At 68.5% G+C, this 24,546-nt stretch carries 18 protein-coding genes; 7 read left to right on the forward strand and 11 right to left on the reverse strand.

What is annotated here, in order from left to right; all coding sequences use genetic code 11:
• Positions 1-35: 35 nt before the first annotated feature.
• The 5 genes from AB7P10_RS06565 to AB7P10_RS06585 all read right to left on the reverse strand — a co-directional run bounded on the left by AB7P10_RS06565 (position 36) and on the right by AB7P10_RS06585 (position 4,380).
• Positions 36-830 carry an SDR family NAD(P)-dependent oxidoreductase gene (locus AB7P10_RS06565; protein WP_428293030.1) on the reverse strand — a complete coding sequence of 265 codons (795 nt, stop codon included), beginning with the start codon at positions 828-830 and terminating at the stop codon, positions 36-38.
• Positions 831-852: 22 nt separating this feature from the next.
• Entirely contained in the window at positions 853-1,860 is a 1,008-nt protein-coding gene (locus AB7P10_RS06570; RefSeq protein ID WP_428293031.1) for an ankyrin repeat domain-containing protein, read from the reverse strand.
• A complete protein-coding gene (locus tag AB7P10_RS06575; protein ID WP_428293032.1) occupies positions 1,857-2,432 on the reverse strand; it encodes an RNA polymerase sigma factor in 576 nt (191 codons plus the stop codon). The genes AB7P10_RS06570 and AB7P10_RS06575 overlap by 4 nt, the downstream gene beginning before the upstream one ends.
• A 45-nt stretch (positions 2,433-2,477) precedes the next feature.
• Positions 2,478-3,356 (reverse strand): hypothetical protein, encoded by an 879-nt coding sequence (locus tag AB7P10_RS06580; RefSeq protein WP_428293033.1) that lies wholly within the window; start codon positions 3,354-3,356, stop codon positions 2,478-2,480.
• Positions 3,357-3,447: 91 nt separating this feature from the next.
• Positions 3,448-4,380 (reverse strand): LysR family transcriptional regulator, encoded by a 933-nt coding sequence (locus tag AB7P10_RS06585; protein WP_428293034.1) that lies wholly within the window; start codon positions 4,378-4,380, stop codon positions 3,448-3,450.
• 214 nt (positions 4,381-4,594) lie between these two features.
• On the opposite strand from AB7P10_RS06585, the gene AB7P10_RS06590 reads away from it, so the two are divergent.
• Positions 4,595-5,170: a DUF4148 domain-containing protein gene (locus AB7P10_RS06590; protein WP_428293035.1), complete on the forward strand. Its 576-nt coding sequence runs from the start codon at positions 4,595-4,597 to the stop codon at positions 5,168-5,170.
• 137 nt (positions 5,171-5,307) lie between these two features.
• Positions 5,308-5,691 carry a hypothetical protein gene (locus AB7P10_RS06595; protein WP_428293036.1) on the forward strand — a complete coding sequence of 128 codons (384 nt, stop codon included), beginning with the start codon at positions 5,308-5,310 and terminating at the stop codon, positions 5,689-5,691.
• 1,653 nt (positions 5,692-7,344) lie between these two features.
• Here AB7P10_RS06595 and AB7P10_RS06600 read toward each other — a convergent pair.
• From AB7P10_RS06600 to AB7P10_RS06610, 3 genes are all read right to left on the reverse strand, one after another.
• On the reverse strand, positions 7,345-7,716 hold the full coding sequence (locus tag AB7P10_RS06600; protein ID WP_428293037.1) for a hypothetical protein: 372 nt from the start codon (positions 7,714-7,716) through the stop codon (positions 7,345-7,347).
• Positions 7,717-7,859: 143 nt separating this feature from the next.
• Positions 7,860-8,339, reverse strand: coding sequence for a DUF1854 domain-containing protein (locus tag AB7P10_RS06605; RefSeq protein WP_428293038.1), 480 nt, complete (start codon positions 8,337-8,339; stop codon positions 7,860-7,862).
• A complete protein-coding gene (locus tag AB7P10_RS06610; protein WP_428293039.1) occupies positions 8,336-10,621 on the reverse strand; it encodes an ABC transporter ATP-binding protein in 2,286 nt (761 codons plus the stop codon). The genes AB7P10_RS06605 and AB7P10_RS06610 overlap by 4 nt, the downstream gene beginning before the upstream one ends.
• Positions 10,622-10,789: 168 nt before the next feature.
• On the opposite strand from AB7P10_RS06610, the gene cphA (AB7P10_RS06615) reads away from it, so the two are divergent.
• Positions 10,790-13,006 carry a cyanophycin synthetase gene (cphA, locus tag AB7P10_RS06615; protein ID WP_428293040.1) on the forward strand — a complete coding sequence of 739 codons (2,217 nt, stop codon included), beginning with the start codon at positions 10,790-10,792 and terminating at the stop codon, positions 13,004-13,006.
• A 44-nt stretch (positions 13,007-13,050) separates the two neighbouring features.
• Entirely contained in the window at positions 13,051-15,654 is a 2,604-nt protein-coding gene (gene cphA, locus AB7P10_RS06620) for a cyanophycin synthetase (protein ID WP_428293041.1), read from the forward strand.
• Here the strand turns inward: cphA (AB7P10_RS06620) and AB7P10_RS06625 are convergent.
• Both AB7P10_RS06625 and AB7P10_RS06630 read right to left on the reverse strand, forming a co-directional pair.
• A complete protein-coding gene (locus tag AB7P10_RS06625) occupies positions 15,643-16,644 on the reverse strand; it encodes an endonuclease/exonuclease/phosphatase family protein (protein WP_428293096.1) in 1,002 nt (333 codons plus the stop codon). The genes cphA (AB7P10_RS06620) and AB7P10_RS06625 overlap by 12 nt on opposite strands.
• A gap of 105 nt (positions 16,645-16,749) precedes the next feature.
• Positions 16,750-18,501, reverse strand: coding sequence for a DEAD/DEAH box helicase (locus tag AB7P10_RS06630; protein WP_428293097.1), 1,752 nt, complete (start codon positions 18,499-18,501; stop codon positions 16,750-16,752).
• A gap of 252 nt (positions 18,502-18,753) precedes the next feature.
• Here AB7P10_RS06630 and ettA point away from each other — a divergent pair, with 252 nt between their 5' ends.
• From ettA to AB7P10_RS06645, 3 genes are all read left to right on the forward strand, one after another.
• Complete coding sequence (ettA, locus tag AB7P10_RS06635; protein WP_428293042.1) at positions 18,754-20,415, forward strand: energy-dependent translational throttle protein EttA; 1,662 nt, start codon at positions 18,754-18,756, stop codon at positions 20,413-20,415.
• The gene (locus AB7P10_RS06640; RefSeq protein WP_428293043.1) at positions 20,415-20,954 is read left to right on the forward strand and encodes a DUF1415 domain-containing protein; all 540 of its coding nucleotides are present in this window, start codon (positions 20,415-20,417) and stop codon (positions 20,952-20,954) included. The genes ettA and AB7P10_RS06640 overlap by 1 nt, the downstream gene beginning before the upstream one ends.
• 115 nt (positions 20,955-21,069) lie before the next feature.
• Entirely contained in the window at positions 21,070-23,169 is a 2,100-nt protein-coding gene (locus tag AB7P10_RS06645) for a DUF1631 family protein (RefSeq protein WP_428293044.1), read from the forward strand.
• A 39-nt stretch (positions 23,170-23,208) separates the two neighbouring features.
• On the opposite strand, the gene AB7P10_RS06650 is transcribed toward AB7P10_RS06645, so the two are convergent.
• Positions 23,209-24,534: a TAXI family TRAP transporter solute-binding subunit gene (locus tag AB7P10_RS06650; protein ID WP_428293045.1), complete on the reverse strand. Its 1,326-nt coding sequence runs from the start codon at positions 24,532-24,534 to the stop codon at positions 23,209-23,211.
• Between the last annotated feature and the right edge of the window lie 12 nt (positions 24,535-24,546).

Consider the following 24,546-nt stretch of genomic DNA (forward strand, 5'->3'; position numbering starts at 1 on the left):
ACAGAGTTCCCCCTGCGTGCGGCGCGCGCACGCATTCACAGGGGAACGGTGTAGTTCAGCGCCATGCGCCCGCCGTCGACGGTGACGATCTCGCCCGTGACGTAGCTGGCCGCGTCGCTGGCCAGCCAGGCGACCACGTCGGCGATCTCGTCGGGTTCGCCCAGGCGCTTCATGGGCGTGCGGCTGAGGATCTTGTTGCGCGCGTCCTCGCTGGTGAGCACGGCCTGCGCCGCCAGTTCGGTGGCGATGGTGCCCGGCGCGACCGCGTTGACGCGGATGCCATGGTCCGCCAGCGCCAGCGCCATCACGCGCGTGAGCTGATTGATGCCGCCCTTGCTGACGTTGTAGCTGGCGATGCTGGGGATGGCGAGCACGCCGTTGACCGAGCTCATGTTGACGATGCTGCCGTTGCGCATCGGCGCCATGGCGCGCGCCACGGCCTGGCCCATCAGGAACGAGCCCTTGAGGTTGACGCGCAGCACGGCGTCGAAGTCGTCCTCCGTGATGTCCAGGAAGTCCGAGGCCTTGAAGATGCCGGCGTTGTTGACCAGCACGTCGATGCGCCCATGCTCTTCGAGCGTGTGGGCCACGAGGGCGTCGACGTCGGTCTTGTCGCCCACGTCGCAATGCATGTAGCCCGCGCCGATGGCGCGGGCGAGTGCGAGGCCGGGCGCGTCGGCCACATCGGCGATGACGACCTTGGCGTCTTCCTGTGCGAAGCGCCGTGCGCAGGCTTCGCCGATGCCCTGGGCGCCGCCGGTGACGATGACGACGCGGCCCTGGTGGCCGAAATGCACGGAGGAGGGGGAAGGGGTTGCGGGTGTGTTCATGCGCGCATGGTAGCGGGCGGCCTCAACGCGCGCGGCCTTCTTCGAGCGATGGCAGCAGCGCCTCGTGGCCGGCCTGCCGTGCCAGGTCGGCCGCGCGCAGGCCGTCGCGGCCGGTGTGCTGCGGGTCGGCGCCCGCGTCGAGCAGCAGCCGCACCAGGGGTGCGTCGCCGCGTTGCGCGGCGATCATCAGCGCGGTGCGGCCCTGGGCATCGGCGCTGTTCACATCCGCGCCCCGGGCGATGGCCTCGCGCACACGCGCCACGTCGCCGCGTGCGGCGGCCGCGAGCAGGGTGGTGTCGGGGTGCCCGGCGGGCGTCGCCCCGCGCAAGGACAGGCCTGCCGGTGCTTCGCTGCGCTCCAGCGCGCGGGCCCGCGGCGCGGCGGCGCTGCCGGCCTCAGCGCGTGCCCGCGATTCGGTGTCCTGCGCCTGGGGCGCGGTGTCGGCGGTGCCTGGCGCAGTGGCCTCGGCCGCTGCCGGCGCTTCGGCCGCAGCGGGTGGTGTGGCGGGGGCCGGTGGCGGTGCGGGCGGAGGAGCGGCGCGGGCCGGTGCTGGTGCTGGTGCTGGTGCTGGTGCTGGTGCTGGTGCTGGTGCTGGTGCTGGTGCTGGTGCTGGTGCTGGTGCTGGTGGCGCTGTCTTGGCAGCAGGGGGGGATGCGTCGGGCTTCTCGGTGGAGCGCGGCGCGGCCTCGCGAGCCGCATCGGACCGGGCGGGCTCTGCCGGCGCGGCCTGCGGTGCAGGGGGCTGGCCCAGCGCGAGCTCGCGCTCATCCTGCGTGCCGCGATCGAACTGCAGCACCACCAGCGTGGCCAGGCCCAGCATTGCCAGGCCGCCGAAGGCGCGCCAGCGCCATGTGGCGTCGTTGGCGGCGGGCGGTCTGCTGCCGCCGGGTGCACGGGCCTCCTGCGCGGCGGTGCGGGCGCGCGCCAGCACCGCCTCGCGCAGGGCGGGTGCGGGTCGTGCGGGGTCGTGCGCGCTGGCCTCGCGGTAGCGCTGCAGCAGCAGGTCGTCGTCGGGGTGGTCGGGCTTCATGCGAAAGCCTCCAGCGATTGGCGCAAACGCTCGCGCGCATAGCGCAGGCGGCTCTTGGCGGTCTCGGCGCTCACGCCGGTGGCCTGCGCGATCTCGGCCACGCTCAGCCCGCCCTCGGCCTGCAACAGGAAAGCCTCGCGCTGCGGCAGCGGCAGCGCGGCGAGCGCATCCAGCAGGGCCTGCGCCTGCTCGCGCGACTGCAGTTGCCGCACCGGGCCAAAGCCCGAATCGGCGGCCAGTGTGTCGGCCAGGGCCGCGCCGTCCTCGCTGCCGGCGTCCAGGCTGGCGTGCGCCTTGTGGGTGCGCCAGTGGTCCACCAGGCGGTGGTGCGCCAGCGTGAACAGCCAGGTGCGGAAACGCGCCCGGGGTTCATAGCGGGGGGCGTGGTTCACCAGCGAGAACCACACGTCCTGCACCAGGTCGTCGGCCAGCGCGCTGTCGTGCACGCTGCGCTGCACGAAGCGCCACACCGGCAGGGCGTGGCGGTCGTACAGGGTCTCGAAGGCGCGTGCGTCGCCGGCGGCAAAGGCCTGCATCAGCGTTTCATCGGCGGGCACGGCCTCGTCGGTCATGCCCGCGATTATGGGCACCCCCCGCCGCGCCCCGCGGGTTGCACGTCATGAGGGATCGGGGGCGTAGCCCGGCCGCACCACGCCGGGGAACGGGTTCGGCCGTGGCGGCACGGCCTGCGTGGGGATGATGCCCATGGCGATGAGGTTCTCGCGGCTGTCGTAGCGGATGCGGACGATCTCGTCCGGGCGCTCGCGGCGGCGTTCGAAGGTGGTGTGCGTCACGGGGGCGTGTTCGCGCGCGCCGTGGCCGGTGCCCAGGCGCGGCGCGGGCAGTGGCGCGGCGGGTGCCATGCGGCGCGCGGCGAGCGATTCGGCCCGTTCGCGCGGGGCCTCGTCCTCGGCCTTCGCTTCGCTGCTGGCATCCGCCGCGCCCGAAGCGCCCGCGTCCGAACGGCTGTGCGGCGCGGCTTCCTCGCGTTGCGAGGACGGCCAGGGCAGCATGGCGGGCGGCGGCGGTGGCAGGGGTTTTTCGCGAAACACGGCCACGCCGATCACGCCCACGTGGGCAGGGCGGCCGGTGCGCTCGGCGTACGACGCGCCCGAGGCGGTGAAGTGAAAGGCCGCCACTTCGGCGTCGCTCTTGCGCCAGCCGGTGATGGCGTGCTGCTGCCAGGGCGCGAGCACGTAGCCGGTCTGTTGCCAGGCGGCTGTTTCGCCCGAGATCACGTTCACGCCGTCGACCGAGACCACACCCAGCACGCGCGCGGCCGTGTTGTTGCGCACCGACACGGCGTAGCGCGCACCGGGGCGCCCGGCCACCCAGTGTTCGCCACGGTGGCGGTACACGGTCAGTGTGTCACCGCTGTCGCGGTCGATCACCTGGATGTCGGCCAGGCCGCCCACGGCATGGGCGGGCGGGGCGGCCAGGGCTGCGAGCGCGGTGGCGCAGGTCAGGGCGAGGCGCAAGGAGGCAAGGGGTTTCATGTGGACTCCGGAACAGTGGATGGAGCCCGATGAAACGAACGAACTGCCCCGACGGGGTTGAAGCCGGCGCGCTTTTGTGTAACGAGCTGCGTCAGCAGCTGCTGCAGGTGGCCAGCGCGTTGTTCACACGGGTGCGGGTCTGCTGGATCAGGTAGTCCAGGAACACCTCGGTGCGGCGCGGCATGAACTTGCGGCTGGGCAGGGCCGCGTACATGGTGAGGCGGTCGGTGATCCAGGGGTTGAGCACGCGCACCAGGTCCCCGTTCTGGATCAGCGGAGCGGCCAGCTCGATGGTGGTGGCGGTGATGCCCGCGCCGTCGAGCGCGGCGTGCATCAGCGTGTCGGTGTGGTTGGCCCACAGCACCGGCTGCACCTCGATGTCGACGAAGCGCTCGGTTTCGTGCTCGTGCAACAGCCGCCATCCGCGCGTGCGGCCCCCTGCGGGCTTGAAGCGCAGGCAGTCGTGCTGCGCCAGGTCTTCCGGCCGCGCCGGTGTGCCCCTGCGCTGCAGGTAGTCGGGCGAGGCGAGCAGCACGGTGACGCTGGAGAGCACCTTGCGCGCGACCACGTTCGCGTCGAACGAGGCGTTGGCGCCCATGAGCGTGATGTCGTAATCCTGGATTGGCGGCTCGCGGTGCGACTCCACGTCGATGTCGAGCAGGATCTTCGGGTAGGCCTGCCGGAAGCCGCTCACCAGCGGCGCGAGCACGTGCGTGGCCAGCACCGGCGGCGCGAGCAGGCGCAGCACGCCAGCCAGGTCGCTGGTCTGCGAACTCACCAGCGCGTGGGCCTCGTCGAGGTCCTGCAGGATCACACGCACCCGGTCCAGGTAGCTTTCGCCGGCGTCGGTCAGCGAGACGCGCCGGGTGGTCCGGTGCAGCAGCCGCGTGCCCAGGTGGTCTTCCAGATCGGCCACCAGCCGCGTGATCACCGCGGGGGACATGTCCAGGGCCCGCGCGGCGGCGGCAAAGCCGCCTTCGTCAATGACTTTCTGGAAAGCGCGCATGGAGGCAAGACGGTCCATGGAGGGGTGCTCCTTCCGGGTTTACCCGGCGTGAAAAGTCTTGATTATTGCCGAATCAGAAACATAGTTGTCCTTGTGGCGCTGTTTTTCTTCTGAATCAGAAACTCTACAGTACACCCCATCGATGCACGCAAACCCTCCGCAGAGGCATCGAAGCCGGCAGACCGCACAACGGACCGACCGGCATGTTCAACCCTCTCCAAGGAAAACTGTCATGAAAACCCGTCTCTCTGTTGTCGCCATCGCCCTCTCTTCCCTCGTTGCCGGCCACGCCCTGGCAGCCGACACCGCTGCCGTGGGCAAAACCCGCGCCGAAGTGCGTGCCGAACTGGCCCAGGCCATCCGCAGCGGCGACCTGATCGCCGACGGCGCCACCGGCCAGCGCTTCAATGAAATCGCCCCCCACCTGTACGCCCAGCCTGCCGCCGTGGCGGGCAAGAGCCGCGCCGAGGTGAAGGCCGAACTGGCCGCCGCCATTCGCAACGGTGACCTGGTGGCCGACGGCGCCACCGGCCAGCGCTTCAACGAAGTGGCACCGGCGCAGTACGCCGCCGTGCGCACGGATGCACCGGTGGCCAACGTGGCCGCCGTGGGCAAGACCCGCGAGCAGGTCAAGGCCGAGCTGGCCGAAGCGATCCGCAACGGCGAACTGGTGGCCGACGGCGCCACGGGCCAGACCTACAACCAGCTCTACCCCAACCGCTACCCGCAGCCGGTGCTGGCGCAGGGCAAGACGCGCGAGGACGTGCGCGCCGAACTGGTCGAATCGCGCCGCGCCAACGGCGGCTGAACCACCGCATGAGCGGCCGGGCGCCACACGCCCGGACCGATCCAAGCCCCGGGGGGCTGCTGGCGAAAGCTGGCGGCCCCCTTGTGCTGGGGGCCTGGCAGGCGGTGTACAAACGGTGATCCAACCAGGAGCCGGCCTTGAACACTTTCCCCCAGGTGGTGCTGTACACCGACACCGACGGCCGCGCGAAATTTCGCGACGCCACCGTCCTATTGACCGAAGGCACGCCTGCGGCGCGCCTGTCGCCACTCATGCCATCGGGCGGCTTGCAGCTGCGCGAAAGCCCGGTCGGTTTTCGCAGCGAATTCCACTGCACCGGTGCGCCGCAGTGGCTGTTCGTGCTGAAGGGCTGCATGGAAATCGGCCTGCAGGACGGCAGCTGGCGCGCCTTCCACCCGGGCCAGCACTTCTACTCGGCCGACACCCTGCCCGAAGGCGCGGTGTTTGACCCAGCGCTGCACGGCCACCGCAGCCGGCAGGTGGGCGACGAGCCGCTGGTGACCTTGTTTGTGCGGGGGTGACGGTGGCTGGGTACCGGCTCGGCTAGGATGTCTCAGATCGGCCACAACCGGACCTTCCGCTCATGGTCGAAAACACGCACTGAGTCTTTCGCGAAGTTGCGCAGACTACATTGGAGCTGATATGGGTGTTGAGATGCCTACCACGGCACGCGTGTTTGGGTTGGCTGTTGCTACCGTACTTTTGTGCGTCGGCCTGGGATTACTGTGGGCAGCACCGTCGGCGGCCGCAGAACTTCGACGCGGCATCTTATGGGTGGGTGGTGGGTGCGCGGCTTGCGCATTGGTCGTCTTTGCCACGAAGAGCAGCGTGATTTCTAGTGGCGTCGCGTTGATCGGCGCAGCCATTTTGGGGGCCTTTGTCTTCTTTTTTGTCGTGCTATTGGGCGGAAGGTAGTTTGCGGTCCTCAAAGCCCTTCAACGCGGGACGCATGCACGGTCGGTCTTGATGCCTAAGGCATTGCTGGTGGGCGGGGAAAGTCGCCATGACCTTGGGTCAACTTTGGGCATTGATACGCCTGAGCTAGTAGGGTGGTCATCGGCCACAAGCAGACAATAGTGTCCCTCGTTTATGCCACTCTCTCCCCGCATGCGAAAGCTCGTCACGCCGGACGCTAAACGCATTTATTGGCCAGGCGTACTTTTTGTCTTCGGTGCAATCCTGCTGCCCTTTGTCGTCACTAGACTCTCATTCGGCGTTTGGCGAACAGCGACGGGATATGTCGCGCTCTTGTGCTGGCTCGCCCTTCCCATCGTCATCCCATTCTTTGCACTTAAGGCAGGCGTCGTTCGCACGAAAACCAGCATTTCGTTTCGAGCTCATGAAACGCTGAGATTTTGGGTTGGCCTCGTGGCGATCGAATGCCTCGCGATTTTCTTGGCTGGTTGGGCCTATATTTTCTTCAGATCTTTGGACTAATAGATGCAATGCCGGCTTGGCCGAAATCCTGTTCGAAACAGATGGCTTACGTGTCTGCAAAGGGCCCTGAACGGAAGTTCGGCGCACCGTACGTCTACCTGTCAACGCTGATGCTGAATCGTTGCAAACCTTGCGAACCTCTCTCGGGTCCGCCAGTACACCTCGTTTCCTGCGCATCCATAGGGAACCACGCTGTTCGCGGCGAAGTATGCGCGACTGCGCATAAGTTCAGTGCGACTCGTTGGCTCAACGAGTAGGAAAGTCACGCGCTTCACCCCAAGCCATATCGATTCGTTCTGCTGGTACTCGAAAAGCACTGGCCGCGATGCTCGTTCGCGCATAGCTTTCTCTGCCGTATTGAGCCACTGCTCCGACGAATCTCGCACGTCGGTAGATGCATCGCTCCTGCACAAATGTGCAGCGAAGGCTGCCCCAGTAGCGCGGTACGCATACGGGGAAACTACGCACAACAACCAGATGCTCAAGAACCATCGCCATACCCTTTGGCGAGCGACGGCGTCACTTGGGCGAAAAAGGCCGTACACCGTGAAGATTGGGACAGCAGGGATAGCCGCCCACAAAGCAAATTCCAAGAAGGGAAACATTTCGCCAATGCCCACGCCATCGACGGCATGAGATTCGTGAGCGATAAAGAAGCAAGAAAGCGCGAGAAGCCGGGAGCGCAACAACTATGTTCCCTCGAAGACTGACGACCGCTTGTGGCCGAAGGCGGGCTACTAACGCAACGCGCCGAAATCACGCCGCCAAGCGTATGCATCGTCTGCAGCAGCCTTCATCCAGGCTGCGAAGTTTTTGAATGAATATTGCCGGCCCGAGCCGTCAACTACCAACATCAATACGGCCGGGCTTCCAGATGTGTCATCGCCATCGAAGCAGGCAATGTCCTTCCTGTCGTCCTCAACAGATGCAAACGGAACAAGGTTTCTGCCATCGCTCGTTCTCACCTTCCAGGCCAACTGACCAACTGCGCTCTCCGGGTCGATGAAGACCCATGGATAGAGGTCATCTCCATCGGTGGCCACTGCCAATTCAGCCGGGTAGCGAAACTCCCTTGGAAGCACCTTTGTTTGGTATGGGCGGAAAGACATCGCGAGGAGTCCTCGTATCTGAAGGGAGGAATGACGAGCGTCTGCTTCTGGCCGATCTGAGACATCGTAGCTGACGAAACGATGGTCACGTCGGCCCGCGAGCAACACGCCTTTGCGGGCCGGCGCACCCGACCAGAGCGCATCTACAGAAACCGGTCCAGCAACCGCCGCGAGTGGTGGTCGAGTGCCAGCCGGTCGCGCACCGCGAAGCTCACGCCGTGGCTGGCCAGGATGAGCAGGGCCTGGCCTTCCAGGCGGCGGATGTCGTCTTCGCTGCGCAGCACGAAGCTCGTGGAGCCGCGGTCGGTGTCGACTTCCCAGGTGCTGGGGGTGGAGAAGGTCGACACCGCGCGAATGCGCTGAATCACCGGCGTGAACTCGCGTTGCGCGAGTTCTTCTTCCAGCAGCTGCCGCAGCGATGCCGGCAGCGCCGACAGGCGCTCCACCCAGGCCAGTTCGTGACCATCAGCGCCGAGCAGGGAGAGGCCTTCGTCGGGCGCGTCGATGGGGAAGGCGCGCACGGGGACCACACCCACGTGTTCCAGACCCTGCGCATCGGTGAACACGAGGCGGCCGAAGGCGTTGCGCTGCAGGTGCCAGCCGGGGGTGGCGGGTTCGTTCATGCGTCGTCGTCCTCGGGCGTGGCGTCGTTGTCGAGCAGGGCGGCGGCTTCCTGTTCCTTCCGCGCCTGGGCTTCGTACAGGCGCCAGTAGGCGCCGCGCAGGGCCATGAGTTCGTCGTGCGGGCCGATCTCGACCACCTCGCCGCGGTCCATCACCACCAGCCGGTCCGCCTTGCGCAGGGTGGACAGGCGGTGCGCGATGGCGATGGTGGTGCGCCCCTGCACCAGGTTGTCCAGTGCTTTCTGGATTTCCTTCTCGGTCTCGGTGTCGACCGACGACGTGGCTTCGTCCAGGATCAGGATGCGCGGGTCGATCAGCAGCGCGCGCGCGATGCTGATGCGCTGGCGTTCGCCGCCCGAGAGGCCCTGGCCGCGCTCGCCCACCAGCGAGTCGTAGCCCTGCGGCAGGCGCAGGATGAATTCGTGCGCGTGCGCCGCGCGCGCGGCGGCGACGATTTCGGTGCGCGTGGCGCCGGGTTTGCCGTAGGCGATGTTCTCGGCGATGGTGTCGAAGAACAGGAAGGGCTCCTGCAGCACCAGGCCAATGTGGCGCCGGAAGTCGGCCACGCCGACACGGCGGATGTCGATGCCGTCGACGCGGATCGCGCCCTCGCTCACGTCATAAAAGCGGCACAGCAGGTTGACCAGCGTGCTCTTGCCCGAGCCGCTGTGGCCGACCAGACCGATCATCTCGCCGGGGTGGATCTCCAGGTTCAGGTCGCGGATCACCGTGCGGCTGCCATAGCGGAAGCTCACGCCCTCCATGCGCAGGCCCCCTTCGACGCGCGGCAGCGGCACGGGCTGCGCGGGCTCGGGCACGTTGGAGACGTGGTCGAGGATGTCGAAGATGCGCTTGGCGCCCGAGGCCGCCTTCTGTGTGACCGAGACGATGCGGCTCATCGAGTCGAGCCGGCCATAAAAGCGCCCGATGTAGGCGATGAAGGCGGTGAGCACGCCCACCGTGATCTCGTTCTGGCTCACCAGCCAGATGCCGAAGGCCCACACCACCAGCAGGCCGAATTCGGTGAGCAGCGTGACCGTGGGCGTGAACAGCGACCAGGTCTTGTTCAGCCGGTCGTTGACGGCCAGGTTGTGTTCGTTGGCCTGGCGAAAGCGCCGTGCCTCGCGCCCTTCCTGCGCGAAGGCCTTGACCACGCGGATGCCGGGTATGGTGTCGGCCAGCACGTTGGTGACTTCGCCCCAGACGCGGTCGATCTTCTCGAAACCGGTGCGCAGCCGGTCGCGCACGAGGTGGATCAGCCAGCCGATGAAGGGCAGGGGCAGCAGCGTCACCAGCGCGAGCCAGGGGTTGATGGAGAAGAGGATCACCGCCGTCATGCCGATCATCAGCACGTCGGTGACGAAGTCCAGCGCGTGCAGCGACAGGAACACGCTGATGCGGTCGGTCTCGCTGCCGATGCGCGCGATCAGGTCGCCGGTGCGCTTGCTGCCGAAGTAGTCCAGCGAGAGCCGCAGCAGGTGGTCGAAGGTGGCGGTGCGCAGGTCCGAGCTGATGCGCTCGGAGACCAGCGCCAGCAGCCAGGTGCGTGCCCAGCCCAGGCCCCAGGCGAGCAGGGCCGAGCCGAGCAGGCCGCCCAGCAGCGCCAGCACCAGGCCGGTGTCGATGCGTTCGCCGTTCTGGAACGGGATCAGCACGCGGTCCATCAGCGGGATGGTGAGGTAGGGCGGCACCAGCGCGGCGGCGGTGGACGCCAGCGTGAGCGCGAAGCCCGCCAGCAGCGACCAGCGGTAGGGCCGCGCGAAACGCCAGAGCCGCAGCAGCACCCAGGTCGAAGGCGGGGGCTGCGCTGCTTCGGGCGCACAGGCCGGGCACGCGTCGCTGTCGGGTGGCAGTGGTGCGTGACATTGCGCACAGGTGCGCTCGGGCGTGTCGCCTGCGGGACCCTGGGTGCCGTCGAGCTGCGCCACGGTGCGCTGGAACGCCTCCACCAGCCGCACTGCCTGGTTCTGCGCGCCCAGCGTGAAGCGCCACACCGCCAGGCGGCCGTTCGCATCCAGCAGTTCCAGGGTGCCCACGCCGGCGTGGTCGCTCAGGCGCAGCGCCATCCCCGCAGCCAGCGGCCAGGCCTGTTCGCCCTCCACCAGGCTTTGGCGGGTCAGCAACAGCGTGCGTGGGCGGAAATGTAAATGGCTGTCCAGGTCCAGCGGCAAGGCGGCGACGGCGCTATCATCGCCCCCCAGCCGGGTTGACGCGGGACGCAAGGCGTCCCGTGCAGGGTCGGCTCCTGAGGCTGAGGATTCAGCTGGAAAGCGTGATGGCATGGTGAAGATGACAGCGTGGCGTCGACCGCGAGAACGGACCTGCTCCAGGCAGGGAGCCGTGCATTTTCACCGATGCCCGGTGGGCAAACGCTGAGGCATCGAAGTTCTTTTCTGTACCCAGGCCGGTGGTGCATCCGGTCGTCCCCCAACATGCGTCCGGCCGGAGACATGAGCCCGAAAAACGACATCACGCTGCTGCGCGTCAACTACCTGCGCGGTCCCAACATCTGGACCTACCGTCCGGTGCTCGAGGTCTGGCTGGACCTCGGCGACCTGGAAGACTTCCCTTCGAACAAGCTGCCGGGGCTGACCGATCGCCTGATTGCCTGGCTGCCGGCGCTGGAAGAGCACCACTGTGGCGTGGGCGAGCGCGGCGGCTTCATCGAGCGCCTGCGCGAAGGCACCTGGGCCGGGCACATCCTGGAACACGTGGTCATCGAATTGCTCAACCTCGCCGGCATGCCCACGGGCTTCGGCCAGACGCGCGAGACCAGCCGGCGCGGTATCTACCGCATGGTGTTCCGCGCGCGCGACGAGGCCGTGGCGCGCACCGCGCTGGCCGAGGCCCACGCCCTGCTGCGCGCGGCGATTGCCCAGCCCGAGGGCAACACGAACGCATTCGACGTGGCCGAGGCCGTGGCGCGCATCGTGCAGCAGATCGACCGCAGCTACCTGGGCCCGAGCACCGCGGCCATCGTCGCGGCGGCCACCGACCGGGGCATTCCGCACCTGCGGCTCAACGAGGGCAATCTCGTCCAGCTCGGGCACGGCCGGCGCCAGCGCCGCATCTGGACCGCCGAGACCGACCGCACCAGCGCCATTGCCGGAGGCATTGCGGGCGACAAAGACCTGACCAAGACGCTGCTGCAGGCCTGCGGCGTGCCGGTGCCCGAGGGCCAGGTGGTCGACAGCCCCGCAGCAGCCTGGGAGGCCGCGCAGGAGATCGGCCTGCCCGTGGTCGTCAAGCCATCCGACGCCAACCATGGCCGCGGCGTGAGCCTGGACCTGTCGGAGCGCGGGGACGTGGAGAAGGCGTTCGCCGTGGCCGACGCCGAGGGCAGCGAGGTCATGGTCGAGCGCCACGTGCGCGGCGATGAGCACCGGCTGCTGGTGGTGAAGGGGCGCGTGGTGGCGGCCGCGCGCGGCGAGAGCCTGAGTGTGGTGGGTGACGGGCGCGCCACCGTCGCCGAACTCATCGACAGCCAGCTCAACAGCGACCCCCGCCGTGGCGAGGCCGAGGAATTCCCGCTGGAGACGATCCGCCTGGAACGCGAGCCCGTCATGCGCCTGCTGCTGGAACGCCAGGGCTTGTCGGGCGGGGCCGTGCCGGCGGCCGGCCGTCACGTGCTGGTGCAGCGCAACGGCAATGTGGCGATCGACTGCACGGACGAGGTGCACCCCGAAGTGGCGTTTGCCGCTTCCCTGGCCGCGCGCGCCGTCGGCCTGGACGTGGCCGGCGTGGACCTGGTGGCGCAGGACATCCGCCGACCGCTCCAGGAGCAGGGTGGCGCGATCGTGGAAGTCAACGCCGGCCCCGGCCTGCTGATGCACCTCAAACCGGCCGCCGGCCACCCGCGCCCGGTGGGGCGCGCCATCATCGACCACCTGTTCGACGACGGCGGCAACGGTCGCGTGCCCGTGGTGGGTGTGGCCGGCTCGCGCCATGGCCATGCCGTCGCGCGCCTGGTGGCCTGGCTGCTGCACCTGAGCGGGCGCCGGGTGGGCCTGGCCTGCCAGGACGGGTTGTACCTGGGCAACCGGCGGGTCGATGCCCGGCCCAGCGCCCACTGGGAGGCGGGCCGGCGCCTGCTGATGAACCGCGAGGTGGACGCGGTCGTGCTGGAGAACGGCGCCGCCGCCATCCTGGACGACGGTCTGGCCTGCGACCGCTGCGCCGTGGGCGTGGTGACCGACCTGGACCTCCCTCCCGGCCTCGAACGCCACGACGTGCACAACGTCGACCAGCTCTACCGCGTGCTGCGCACCCAGGTCGACGTGGTGCTGCCCGACGGCGTGGCCGTGCTCAACGCCGACGAACCCCGCGTGGCGGAGATGGCCGGCCTGTGCGATGGCGAGGTGATCCTGTACGGCCTGAACGCGGAGTCGCCCGCGCTGGCGGGGCACCGCGCCGCCGGCGCCCGCACCGTCTCGGCCTCGGACGGCGCGCTGGTGCTGGCCGACGGCACACGCAAGTCGCACCGCGTGCGCCTGGACGCCCCCGTCACGCAGCAACTGCGGGCCACCTTTGGCGAGCACACGCTGATGGCCGCGGTGGCCGCTGCCTGGGCACTGGCCGTGTCGCCGGAGCTGATGGCCGCGGGCATCGAGACCTCGGGCCTCGATGCCGCCGTGGCCGTGCCGGTCGTGGCCGTCGCCGTTCGCTGAGTCCTCCACCCCCTCTTCTGTCCACCCCACACCCGGTCTTCGTCATGGACGTCTCCCGCATCCGGACCTTGCGCGGCCCCAACCTCTGGAGCCGCCACACCTGCATCGAGGCCATCGTCGCCTGCGAGCCGCACGAGCTGGACCTGCATGCGCTCGAAGGTTTCGAGAAACGCCTGCGCGAGCTCTTTCCGGCCGTGGGTGCGCTCAAACCCAGCAACCCGCCGCAGGAGCGGTTGTCGCTGGCGCACGTGCTGGAAGACACGGCGCTGGCCCTGCAGGCCCAGGCGGGCTGCCCCGTCACCTTCAGCCGCACCGCGGCCACGCTGGATCCCGGTGTGTTCCAGGTGGTGGCGCAGTACACCGAAGAGGTGGTGGGCCGGCTGGCCTTCAATCTCGCGCGCGAGCTGCTGGCGGTGGTGGCCGCGGGCGAGCCGCAGACCTTCGACGTGGACGCTGCCATTGCCCGCCTGCGCGCGCTCGACGAGGACGTGCGCCTGGGCCCGAGCACCGGCTGCATCGTCGACGCCGCCGTGGCGCGCAACATTCCCTACCGGCGCCTGACCTCGGGCAGTCTGGTGCAGCTGGGCTGGGGTTCGCGCCAGCGGCGCATCTGGGCCGCCGAGGTCGACACCACCAGCGCGGTGTCCGAGTCGATCGCGCAGGACAAGGACCTGACCAAGACCCTGCTGGCGGCCGCCGGCGTGCCGGTGCCCGAGGGCCGCCCGGTCCGCGACGCGGACGACGCCTGGGCCGTCGCGCTGGAGATCGGCCTGCCGGTGGTGGTCAAGCCGCAGGACGGCAACCAGGGCAAGGGCGTCACGGTGAACATCGTCTCGCGCGACCACCTGGACATCGCGTACCGCGCCGCGGCCGAGATCGGCGAGGTGATGGTCGAGAAATACCTGCCGGGCAGCGACTTTCGCCTGCTGGTGGTGGGCGACCGCGTGGTCGCCGCGGCGCGGCGCGACCCGCCGCACGTCATCGGTGACGGCGAGCACACCGTGAGCGAGCTGGTCGACCTCGTCAACGCCGACCCCTTGCGCGGCGAAGGGCATGCCACCTCACTCACGAAGATCCGCTTCGACGACATCGCCCGCGCGCGCCTGGGCGTGCAGGGGCTGACGCCCGAATCGGTGCCCGAGATGGGCCGGCGCGTGGTGCTGCGCAACAACGCCAACCTGAGCACCGGCGGCACCGCCACCGACGTGACCGACGACATGCACCCCGACGTGGCCGCGCGCGCGGTCGCCGCGGCGCAGACCGTGGGCCTGGACATCTGCGGCGTCGACGTGGTGTGCGAGAGCGTGCACGTGCCGCTGGAGCAGCAGCACGGCGGCGTGGTCGAGGTCAACGCCGCGCCTGGCCTGCGCATGCACCTCTCTCCCTCGTATGGAAAGGGCCGGCCGGTGGGGGACGCGGTGGTGGCGCACATGTTTGAACCGGGCGAAGACGGGCGCATTCCGCTGGTGGCTGTCACCGGCACCAACGGCAAGACCACCACCACCCGCCTGATCGCCCACCTCATGGCCACCAGTGGCCTGCGCGTGGGCATGACCAACACCGACGGTGTCTACGTCGATGGCCGCCAGATCGACAGCGGCGACTGCTCGGGCCCGAAGAGCGCGCGCAACGTGCTGCTGCACCCGGACGTGGACGCCGCCGTGCTCGAAACGGCGCGCGGCGGCATGCTGCGCGAAGGCCTGGGCTTCGACCAGTGCCTGGTGGCGGTGGTCACCAACGTGGGTGCGGGCGACCACCTCGGCCTGAACTACATCACCACGGTCGAAGACCTCGCGGTGCTCAAGCGCGTGATCGTCATGAACGTCGCGCCCACGGGCTACGCGGTGCTCAATGCCGCCGACCCCATCGTCGCGGCCATGGCGTCCAAATGCCCGGGCAGCGTGGTGTTCTTCGCCCAGGACCACGACCACCCGGTGCTGGCCGCGCACCGCGTGCAGGGCAAGCGCACGATCTGCGTCGAGGGCGACCGCATCCTCGTCACCGAAGGCAGCTGGCGCGTGCAGATCCCGCTGCAGGGCGTGCCGATCACGCGCGGCGGCACCATCGGCTTCCAGAAAGACAACGTCATGGCCGCGATCGGCGCGGCCTGGTGCGCGGGGCTGGACTGGGACACCATTGCCCGCGGCCTGGCGAGCTTCTCGAACGACGCCGACAACGCGCCCGGCCGCTTCAACGTGATGGACTACCGCGGCGCCACCGTGATCGCCGACTACGGCCACAACCCCGACGCCATGCGCGCCCTGGTCGACGCCGTCAACGCCATGCCGGCGCGCCGGCGCAGCGTGGTCATCAGTGGCGCGGGCGACCGCCGCGACGAGGACATCCGCGAGCAGACCGCTATCCTCGGCACCGCCTTCGACGACGTGCTGCTGTTCCAGGACGCCTGCCAGCGCGGGCGCGAGGACGGCGAGGTGCTGGCCCTGCTACGCCAGGGCCTGGCCGACGCGAGCCGCACGCGCGAGGTGCTGGAGATCCGCGGCGAGTTCGTCGCCATCGACGCCGCGCTGGCGCGCCTGCAGCCGGGCGACCTGTGCCTGGTGCTGGTCGACCAGGTGGAGGAAGCGCTGGCGCACCTGGCGCGGCGCATCCGCGAAGCCGGCGCGCCGGCAACCGGCTCAGTTCACTGACGGCGGCAGGTCGGGCAGGCGCAGGCGCAGCAGCGCGCGCACGAAACCGTGGTCGCTGCGGCTGCGGTCGCGGCCCTCGAACAGGTGGTCGTTGAACACCTCGACGCGCCGCACGTCGCCGATGGCTGCGCGGCTGGTGGCCACGAATTCCTCGCTCACCAGCACCTGGTCCAGCACCTCCGGGTAGCCCTGGTGGATGTGCGAATACGCCACGTCTCGGCGCAGCGCGGCTTCGCCCTGCACGTCCCAGGCGCTGAACAGCGCGTGGTCGCGGGCGCCCCTGTCGTAGGCCACCTGCGAGGTGGCGGCGATGAGCTGCGTGGTCACGCTGTGCGGGCTGTCGTTGAGGTCGCCCATCAGCACCAGCGGCAGCCGCGTGCGGTGCAGCAGCTCCACCACCTTCAGGCGCAGGGCCAGCGCCTCGCTGGCGCGCATGATCAGCGAGCGCAAGGTGCCCAGGGCCTGCACGGCGGGATCGTCCGTGTCTTCGTTGACCTTGCCGTTGGCGTCTTCGAGAAACTTCGGCCGCTTGCTCTTGAGGTGGGCCGTGATCACGCCCAGCGTCTGGCCATGCTTGAGGCGCAGGGTGGCGAACAGGGGCGGACGTTCGAAGCGGGTGTGCAGGCCCAGGCCTGGCACCTGCACCACGGCGGCGGACGGAAAGTCGGTCACCGACTCCACCGACTCGACCTTGAGGCGCGTCACGATGCCCACCCGCGGCGTGCCCTGGGCGCCGTGCTGGCCCACACCGTTCTCCGCCCCGGGCACCGCCACGAAACCGTACTGCAGGCCGCTGCGTGCCACCGCAGCGCGCAGGGCCAGTTCGTCCCAGACCTCCTGCACCGCGATCACGTCGGCATTGAGCGCCTTGAAGCGCTCGCCCAGCCAGGTCACCTTGCGCTCGAACTCGGCCTGGCTGTAGGGCTCCTGGCCGTTGTAGAAGTGCCGACCAGCCTGCGCCAGGTTGAGCACGTTGCAGGTGGCCAACATGAGCGTGGCCCAACGTGGCGACGCCCCGTTGCCGGGCAGGGCAGACGGGGCGTCGGTCGGGACGGTGCGGTCGGGTTGCATGACCGCACTGTAGTGGGAAACGGCTTAGCGGATTCGGCCGTAGTTGGTGCGCAGCGGATCGGCGCCGCCGCCCGCGTTGCCGCGCTGGCCTCCGCCCTTGCCCTTGCCGCCGCGGTTGCCGGTGCGCATGGCGTCGATGCTGGTGCGCAGCGGGTCGGGTTGGCCGCCCGGGTTGGCCGCGCGCGGACGCGGTTCCTTGATGCGCAGGCTGCCCAGGTGGGCATTGGGGCCGGGCTGGCGCTCGGCGCCCGGCTCGCGCGCCTCACGCGGACCACGGTCTTCGCGCGGACCGCGATCGTCGCGCGGCGGGCGGTGGCCCTGCGCGTTGCCATTGCGCTGGCCGCCGTGGCGGGGCTGGCCGTTGCCGCCCCCACCGTTGCCATGGGCGCGCTGGCCGCCTCCGTTGCCGCCCCGGCGGCCTTCGCCGCCCTCACCCGCCGGGCGCTGGCGCTGGCCACCGCCACCATTGCCACGGCCTTGCGGTTCGCTGGCCCGCTTCTCGCGCACGCGCTGCAGCATCTCGGTGCGCGCGGCCTTGGCGGCCGCGGCCATCACCTCGCGGCTGGGCGGCTTGCCCGCGCCACCCCAGATGGTCTGGCGACCCATGGCGATGGGCTCGGCCTTCTCACCGGGCTCGGGCATGAACTCCTGGAAGATCTGCACGGGGATCTGCTGCTTGGTGAAGCGCTCGATTTCCATCATGAAGCCTTCCTCGTCCAGGCTCACGAGGTTGATCGCTTCACCGCTGTTGCCCGCGCGGCCGGTGCGGCCGATGCGGTGCACGTAGTCCTCGCAGACGTTGGGGATCTCGTAGTTCACGACGTGCGGCAGTTCGTCGATGTCGATGCCGCGCGCGGCGATGTCGGTGGCCACCAGGGCGCGGATCTCGCCGCTTTTGAAGCCGGCCAGTGCCTGGGTGCGTGCGCCCTGGCTCTTGTTGCCGTGCAGCGCCATGGCCTGGATGCCGTTCTTCGTCAGGTACTCGGCGACGTTGTTGGCGCCGAACTTGGTGCGCGTGAACACCAGCACCTGGCTCCAGTTGTGCTGGTTGATGATGTGCACCAGCAGCGCCTTCTTCTTGCCGCGACCGACGGGGTGGATCACCTGCGTGATGCGCTGCACCGTGGTGTTGCGCGGGGTCACCTGGATATGCAGCGGGTCCTTGAGCAGGGCGCTGGCGAGGTCGCGGATCTCGTCGCTGAAGGTGGCCGAGAACAGCAGGCTCTGCTTTTCGCGGGGCACCAGCGCCAGGATCTTCTTCACGTCGTGGATGAAGCCCATGTCGAGCATGCGGTCGGCTTCGTCGAGCACCAGCATCTGTACCGTGGACAGGTCCAGGAAGCCTTGCTGCTGCAGGTCGAGCAGGCGGCCCGGGGTGGCGACGAGGATGTCCACGCCACGCTTCATGGCGTTGATCTGCGGGTTCATGCCCACGCCGCCGAAGACGACGGTGGAGGTCAGCGCGAGGTGCTTGCCGTAGACGCGCACCGATTCCTCAACCTGTGCGGCGAGTTCACGCGTGGGGGTGAGCACCAGGGCGCGGATGCCGACGCCGCCGAAACGGCTCTGGGCGCGTTCGGTGCTGGCGAGGCGCTGCAGCATGGGCAGGGTGAAGGCGGCGGTCTTGCCGGTGCCCGTCTGGGCGCCACCGAGCAGGTCGCGACCGGCCAGCACGGCGGGGATGGCTTCCACCTGGATGGGGGTGGGGGTTTCGTAACCGTGTTCGCGCACGGCTTGCACGATGGCCGGGGCCAGGTTCAGATCGTCAAAGGTCATGTAGATGAGGCGCCCGTCCAGGGCGCTGGGGGCATCGGCCACTCCGGGTGTCGCGGCTTCTTCGGCTGCGGCGCCCGGTCAGTCTGGGGCAGATGGATTCAGGAAGTCGGTGGCCGCAACGGGTTTGCGCACACCCCAGCCAAGCGCTGGTGCCGGACCAACTGAAGTGCCCGACAGGCCGTATTGTCGCATGCGCCGATAATTGACGGTTTCGCGGCCCTCCTGGCCGCAGATTTCTCAGGCAAAACTCCCATGGCTCAATACGTCTTTTCCATGAACCGGGTCGGCAAGATCGTGCCGCCCAAGCGCCAGATCCTCAAGGACATCTCGCTGTCGTTTTTCCCTGGCGCCAAGATCGGCGTGCTCGGCACCAACGGCTCGGGCAAGTCGACGCTGCTCAAGATCATGGCCGGCATCGACAAGGAGATCGAGGGCGAGGCGATCCCCATGCCGGGCATCCGCATCGGTTACCTGCCGCAGGAGCCGCAGCTCGACCCGGAGCAGAACGTGCGCGAGGCGGTGGAAGCCAGCCTGGGCGAGGTGCGCGCGGCGCAAAAGCGCCTGGACGAGGTCTACGCGGCCTACGCCGAGGAAGACGCCGACTTCGATGCCCTGGCCGCCGAACAGGCCCAGCTCGAAGCCATCATCGCCACCGCAGGCACCGACAGCGAACACCAGATCGAGATTGCCGCCGACGCGCTGCGCCTGCCGCCCTGGGACGCCAAGGTCGGCGTGCTCTCCGGCGGTGAAAAGCGCCGTGTGGCGCTGTGCTGCCTGCTGCTGTCCAAGCCCGACATGCTGTTGCTGGACGAACCCACCAACCACCTGGACGCCGAGTCGGTGGACTGGCTCGAGCAGTTCCTCCAGCGTTTCCCCGGCACCGTGGTCGCCATCACCCACGACCGCTACTTCCTGGACAACGCGGCCGAGTGGATTCTCGAACTCGACCGCGGCCATGGCATTCCCTACAAGGGCAACTACTCGACCTGGCTGGAGCAGAAGGAAGCGCGCCTGGAGCAGGAACAGCGCACTGAAGACGCACGCACCAAGGCCATGAAGAAGGAACTGGAGTGGGTGCGCCAGAACCCCAAGGGCCGCCAGGCCAAGAGCAAGGCGCGCCTGGCGCGTTTCGAGGAACTGAGCGACGTCGAATACCAGAAGCGCAACGAGACCAACGAGATCTTCATTCCCGTGGCCGAGCGCCTGGGCAACGAGGTGTTCGAGTTCAAGAACGTCAGCAAGAGTTTTGGCGATCGCCTGCTGATCGACAACCTGAGTTTCCAGATCCCGGCCGGCGCCATCGTCGGCATCATCGGCCCCAACGGCGCGGGCAAGTCCACGCTGTTCAAGCTGATCAGTGGCAAGGAGCGGCCCGACAGCGGAGAGGTCAAGATCGGCCAGACCGTGAAGATGGCCTTCGTCGACCAGAGCCGCGAAGGCCTGGACGGCGACAAGACCGTGTGGGAGGACATCTCCGGTGGTCTGGACATGATCACCGTGGGCAAGTTCCAGATGCCCAGCCGCGCCTACTGCGGCCGCTTCAACTTCTCCGGCGGCGACCAGCAGAAACGCGTGGGCAGCCTCTCGGGTGGTGAGCGCGGGCGCCTGCACCTGGCCAAGACCCTGGCCGAAGGTGGCAACGTCCTGCTGCTGGACGAACCCTCGAACGACCTCGACGTGGAAACCCTGCGCGCGCTGGAAGACGCCTTGCTTGAATTCGCCGGCTGCGCGCTGGTCATCAGCCACGACCGCTGGTTCCTCGACCGCATCGCCACCCACATCCTGGCCGCCGAGGGCGACAGCCAGTGGGTGTTCTTCAACGGCAACTACCAGGAGTACGAGGCCGACAAGAAGAAGCGACTGGGCGAAGAGGGCGCCAAGCCGAAACGGATGAGGTTCAAGGCGCTGAAGTGATGCCTGACGTCGAAGCAGCCACCCGCCGCTGGATCGAGAAGGCCGTCATCGGCCTGAACCTGTGCCCGTTCGCGCGCGCGGTGTACGTGAAGAACCAGGTGCGCATCGTGGTCAGCCAGGCGCGCCACCTCGATGCCTTCCTGGACGACCTGGACCGCGAACTCGACCTGCTGGTGAACACACCGGCCGACGAGATCGACACCACGCTGCTGGTGCACCCCACGCTGTTCCCTGACTTCGAGGTGTTCAACGACTTTCTCAACGTCGTGGACGACGTGGTGACCGAGCACGAGCTCGACGGTGTGGTGCAGGTGGCACCTTTTCACCCCTTGTTTCAATTCGAGGGCACCGAGGTGGACGACGTGACCAACGCCACCAACCGCTCGCCGTTTCCCACCCTGCACCTGTTGCGCGAGGACAGCGTCGAACGCGCGGTGGCTTCGGAGGGTGGTGATGCCGAGGCCATCGTTGAGCGCAATCTGCAGACCCTGCGCGAGCTGGGCGCTGCGGGCTGGCAGGCGCTGATGGCGAAGCCCTGAACTGCCGGCAATTCCGGGTTTCTTTTCCGCGTTAACGGCGTTACCCTGTTCGCCACAATGTCGGTTATTCGGCCGACATACCCATTTCCAACCGCACACAAAAGAGCACGTTTGCATGGACGCCAGCGACACCCAGGCCTTTGACGCCTGTCTGCGAGACGCACTGGTCCGTACCCGCGAGTGGGTGCCGCGCTGGCTGGACAAGCTGCATGCCGCCATCAAGGACCGCGAGTTCTCCGCCGGCCAGCTCAGCGACAAGCAGGTGCTGATGCAGGCCCGCACCACACTCGAATCGCATCGCGACCTGGTGGCCACGCGTTTCCTGGCGGCTTTCGCCGAGGCCATGGAGAACGCGCTGCCCCACACGGGCGCCGGTTCCCGCCGCTCACCCACGGTGAGCTTCGATGAGCTCGAGCTCATGGGGGACGACCAGGTCCAGGAGACCGTGGAGCTGGCACGCGTGCAGCAGGTGGTCAAGATGGCGGTCGACGAGGAACTGGTGACGCTGACCGCGTTGCTCAATGGCGCGCAAGGGTTGACGGTCGTCAGCCCGGATGCCAACCCGCTGCGCTCCGAGGTCGTGGTGGGCGCGCTGATGAAGGCGCTCAAGGGCCTGCATGTGGAGGCTGCGGTGCGCTCGCGCTGGCTGCAGGTGGGTGCGATGTCGCTGGGCGATGCGCTGCGCGACATGTATTCGCAGCTGTCCCGGCAGATGGAGCGCGCCGGGGTCAAGCCCGCCGGCTACGTGGTGACACAGACGGCCACCAGCCGCACGACACCTGGCCCCGCCGCGTCGGGCGCCGCCCGTGCGGACTCGGTGCCGGCCCATGAGATGCTGGGCAGCGACGCGCTGCTCACGCTGGACCATCTGCACCAGCTGCTGGTGGGCAACCTGGACCAGGGCGACGATGCCCCGAGTGACGGCGGCGCTTCCGGCTCGGGCAACGCCATGGTGCGAACGCTCGCCAGCGAGGTGGTCACGCTCATGCTCAAGCGCATCGCCGCCGACGAGCGCCTGCTCCCGCCCGTGCGCAACCTGGTGCAGGACATGAAGCCCGCGCTGCTGCAGCTCGCGCGCACCGACCCCCGCTTCTTTGCCGACAAGCAGAACCCCGCGCGCCGCCTGCTCGACGCCATCACCGCGCGCGGCCTGGCCTTCACCAGCGAGCAGGACCCGGGCTTCGCGGCCTTTTCCAACCAGACGCGCGGCGTCGTGCGCACCTTGCTCAAACCGGGTGGCGATCTGGCGGAGCGGTTTCCGGCCCAGCTCGAGGAGTTCCAGCGCTCGCAGGCCGCCGCGGTGGGGCCGGCACAGGTTCAGGCCCGCGGCCTGGCGGTGCAGACACTGGTGCGCGTGGAGCAACGCAACCTGCTGGCCGAGCGGGTGGCCACGGAGATGCGGGCCCGCAACGATTTCGACAAGGCGCCCGGCGTGGTGCGACGCTTCCTCACCGGCCCATGGTCGCAGGTGGTGGCGCAGGCGCGACTGGAAAGTGCGGATGCCGCGCCATCCTCCCCCGGCGAATCCGCGGCCATGCGCTACACCGACATGCTGCCGGACCTGCTGTGGTCCAGCCAGCTTGCACTGGCCAGCCTGAACCGGCCGCGCCTGGTCAAGGTGATACCGGGCGTGTTGCGCACGCTGCGCGAAGGCCTCGATTCCATCGACTACCCGCGCGAGCAGGCGGAAGCGTTCTTCCAGGCGCTCATGGGCCTGCACGAGGCCGCCTACAAGACCCAGCGCAACGAACCGGCGGTGGACGAGCAACCCAGCATCCAGCCCGAGATGGATGACGAGCCCTGGATGCAGCGCAACGAGGTGCGCGACACCTGCTTCATGGAAGACTCGTTGCCGGACGCGCCCCCCACGACGACGCAGCCGGCTTTTCTGGACACCCAGCCCATGCAGCGCGACTGGGCCGATCTCAAGGCCGAGATGGCGGTGCCACGCGCGGCCGAACTGCCAGTGGGCACCTGGGTCGACATCCTGCAGGACGGTCAGGCCATGCGCTGGCAGCTCACCTGGGCGAGCCCCCATGGCACCCTGTTCCTGTTCACGGGCAGCAGTGGCCGGTCCCTGTCCATGACCAAGCGCGGCCTTGAGCGCTTGCAGGAGCAGCGTCGCCTGCGCGTGGTGGCCGACCACGGTGTGGTGGACGAGGCGCTCGACGAGGTGGCGCGCCAGGCCTGGATCAACAGCGCAAAAGCGGAATAGCAGGGTGGCGGCGGCCCCGACGCCGCGCCCCTGCCTGCGTCAGGTCTTCCTGAGCAGTTTCTTGCGCACGAGGTGGATGTTGTTGCGCAGCGCATAGAGCTCGTCGGTGTACGACAGCGGCACCACAATCTTCTCCACCTTCGATTCCATGGTGTCGAGCTGCTCCAGCAGGTCTTGCACGTTGCTGTCGTCACCTTCCTGGTGTTGCTCGATCTCGCGCAGTTCGGCGTACCAGCGGAACACGCGTGAGCGGATGCGAAAGGCGTAGAGCGGCGGCACGATGCGCGAGAGCGGCAGGGCCAGCACAATGATCAGGCCCATGGCCAGCCACACGCGCTCGATCAGGTTGGCGAGCCAGAACGGCAGGTAGCGCTGCAGGAAGGGGGCGCCGTTCTTGATGGCGCGCTGCGCCTCGGACGAGACGGGCACCTCGCTGTGCTCCAGGCTGGGGTATTCGCGCGCCCGGCTGAACCAGCTCGCGCCGCTGTGCAGCTGGGTGGCGGTTTGCGCGAACAGCTGCAGGATGGCGGGATGGGTGTCGCTGTGCGCCAGCAGGCTGGTGGTCGATGCCACCAGGCGCACGTTGCGCGCCGGAATGTTCGCCGCCAGGTCCACCACGCCCTGTGGCATCACCACCGGCGTCAGGTAGCCAAAGCGACGCGAGTAGGCCTCGCTCTGGGCGAAGTCCAGCAGCTTCACGCCGGGTGTCTGCAACAGCATCTGCACCATCACCGATTCGGGCGCCGAGGCGAACACCACGGCATCGATATCGCCGTCGAGGAAGGCGACCGTGGCCGGCGTCTGTTCCAGCTTGCTCAGTGTGAGCTGCGAGGCGTCGACGCGGTTGACGTCGAGCAGGGTGGTGAACAGGCGCGGCACGCCGCTGCCGGGCGTGCCCACGTTGACGCGCCAGCCCTTGAGTTCGGCCAGCTTGTTCACCGTGGGGCTCTTCTGCAGGCGTTTGGCCGCGTCCTCCCGATAAAAGAGCCAGAGCGGCTCGACGAACAGGCTGCCCAGCGAAACGATGGATCCCTCGTCGTCATAACCGATGTCGGCGGTGCCCCCCTGCACGAAACCCAGGTCGGCCTGGCCGGTGCGCAGCAGCTCCAGGTTCGCGGATGACCCTTCGGATGGCAGCAGCTCGACCGTGATGCCATAGCGCGCCAGCGCCTCGGCGTAGCGTTTGCCGAACTCGTCGTAAGCACTTTGCGCCGGGCCGGTGGCCAGCACCACGCGCTTGGGCGGGGTGGGGTTGAGCCACCAGTAGGTCAGGGCCAGCAGGGCCACGGTGAGCAAGGCGAACGGGCCCGCCGAGAGCAGCATCTCGCGCAGCGAGAGCAGGGTGTAGCGCAGCGTCTTGGGCATGGCGCGACATTA

It is taken from the genome of Hydrogenophaga sp., assembly GCF_050182545.1.
GTDB lineage: Bacteria > Pseudomonadota > Gammaproteobacteria > Burkholderiales > Burkholderiaceae_C > Hydrogenophaga.

Excerpts from the sequence above, each read along its gene's own strand:
- AB7P10_RS06650 (WP_428293045.1), bottom strand. The coding sequence starts at position 24,534 with ATGCCCAAGACGCTGCGCTACACCCTGCTCTCGCTGCGCGAGATGCTG.
- cphA (WP_428293041.1), top strand. The coding sequence starts at position 13,051 with ATGGACGTCTCCCGCATCCGGACCTTGCGCGGCCCCAACCTCTGGAGC.
- AB7P10_RS06565 (WP_428293030.1), bottom strand. The coding sequence starts at position 830 with ATGAACACACCCGCAACCCCTTCCCCCTCCTCCGTGCATTTCGGCCAC.
- AB7P10_RS06605 (WP_428293038.1), bottom strand. The coding sequence starts at position 8,339 with ATGAACGAACCCGCCACCCCCGGCTGGCACCTGCAGCGCAACGCCTTC.
- AB7P10_RS06645 (WP_428293044.1), top strand. The coding sequence starts at position 21,070 with ATGGACGCCAGCGACACCCAGGCCTTTGACGCCTGTCTGCGAGACGCA.
- AB7P10_RS06640 (WP_428293043.1), top strand. The coding sequence starts at position 20,415 with ATGCCTGACGTCGAAGCAGCCACCCGCCGCTGGATCGAGAAGGCCGTC.
- AB7P10_RS06630 (WP_428293097.1), bottom strand. The coding sequence starts at position 18,501 with ATGACCTTTGACGATCTGAACCTGGCCCCGGCCATCGTGCAAGCCGTG.
- AB7P10_RS06625 (WP_428293096.1), bottom strand. The coding sequence starts at position 16,644 with ATGTTGGCCACCTGCAACGTGCTCAACCTGGCGCAGGCTGGTCGGCAC.
- AB7P10_RS06575 (WP_428293032.1), bottom strand. The coding sequence starts at position 2,432 with ATGACCGACGAGGCCGTGCCCGCCGATGAAACGCTGATGCAGGCCTTT.
- cphA (WP_428293040.1), top strand. The coding sequence starts at position 10,790 with ATGAGCCCGAAAAACGACATCACGCTGCTGCGCGTCAACTACCTGCGC.
- AB7P10_RS06580 (WP_428293033.1), bottom strand. The coding sequence starts at position 3,356 with ATGAAACCCCTTGCCTCCTTGCGCCTCGCCCTGACCTGCGCCACCGCG.
- AB7P10_RS06590 (WP_428293035.1), top strand. The coding sequence starts at position 4,595 with ATGAAAACCCGTCTCTCTGTTGTCGCCATCGCCCTCTCTTCCCTCGTT.
- ettA (WP_428293042.1), top strand. The coding sequence starts at position 18,754 with ATGGCTCAATACGTCTTTTCCATGAACCGGGTCGGCAAGATCGTGCCG.
- AB7P10_RS06585 (WP_428293034.1), bottom strand. The coding sequence starts at position 4,380 with ATGGACCGTCTTGCCTCCATGCGCGCTTTCCAGAAAGTCATTGACGAA.
- AB7P10_RS06610 (WP_428293039.1), bottom strand. The coding sequence starts at position 10,621 with ATGCCATCACGCTTTCCAGCTGAATCCTCAGCCTCAGGAGCCGACCCT.
- AB7P10_RS06600 (WP_428293037.1), bottom strand. The coding sequence starts at position 7,716 with ATGTCTTTCCGCCCATACCAAACAAAGGTGCTTCCAAGGGAGTTTCGC.
- AB7P10_RS06570 (WP_428293031.1), bottom strand. The coding sequence starts at position 1,860 with ATGAAGCCCGACCACCCCGACGACGACCTGCTGCTGCAGCGCTACCGC.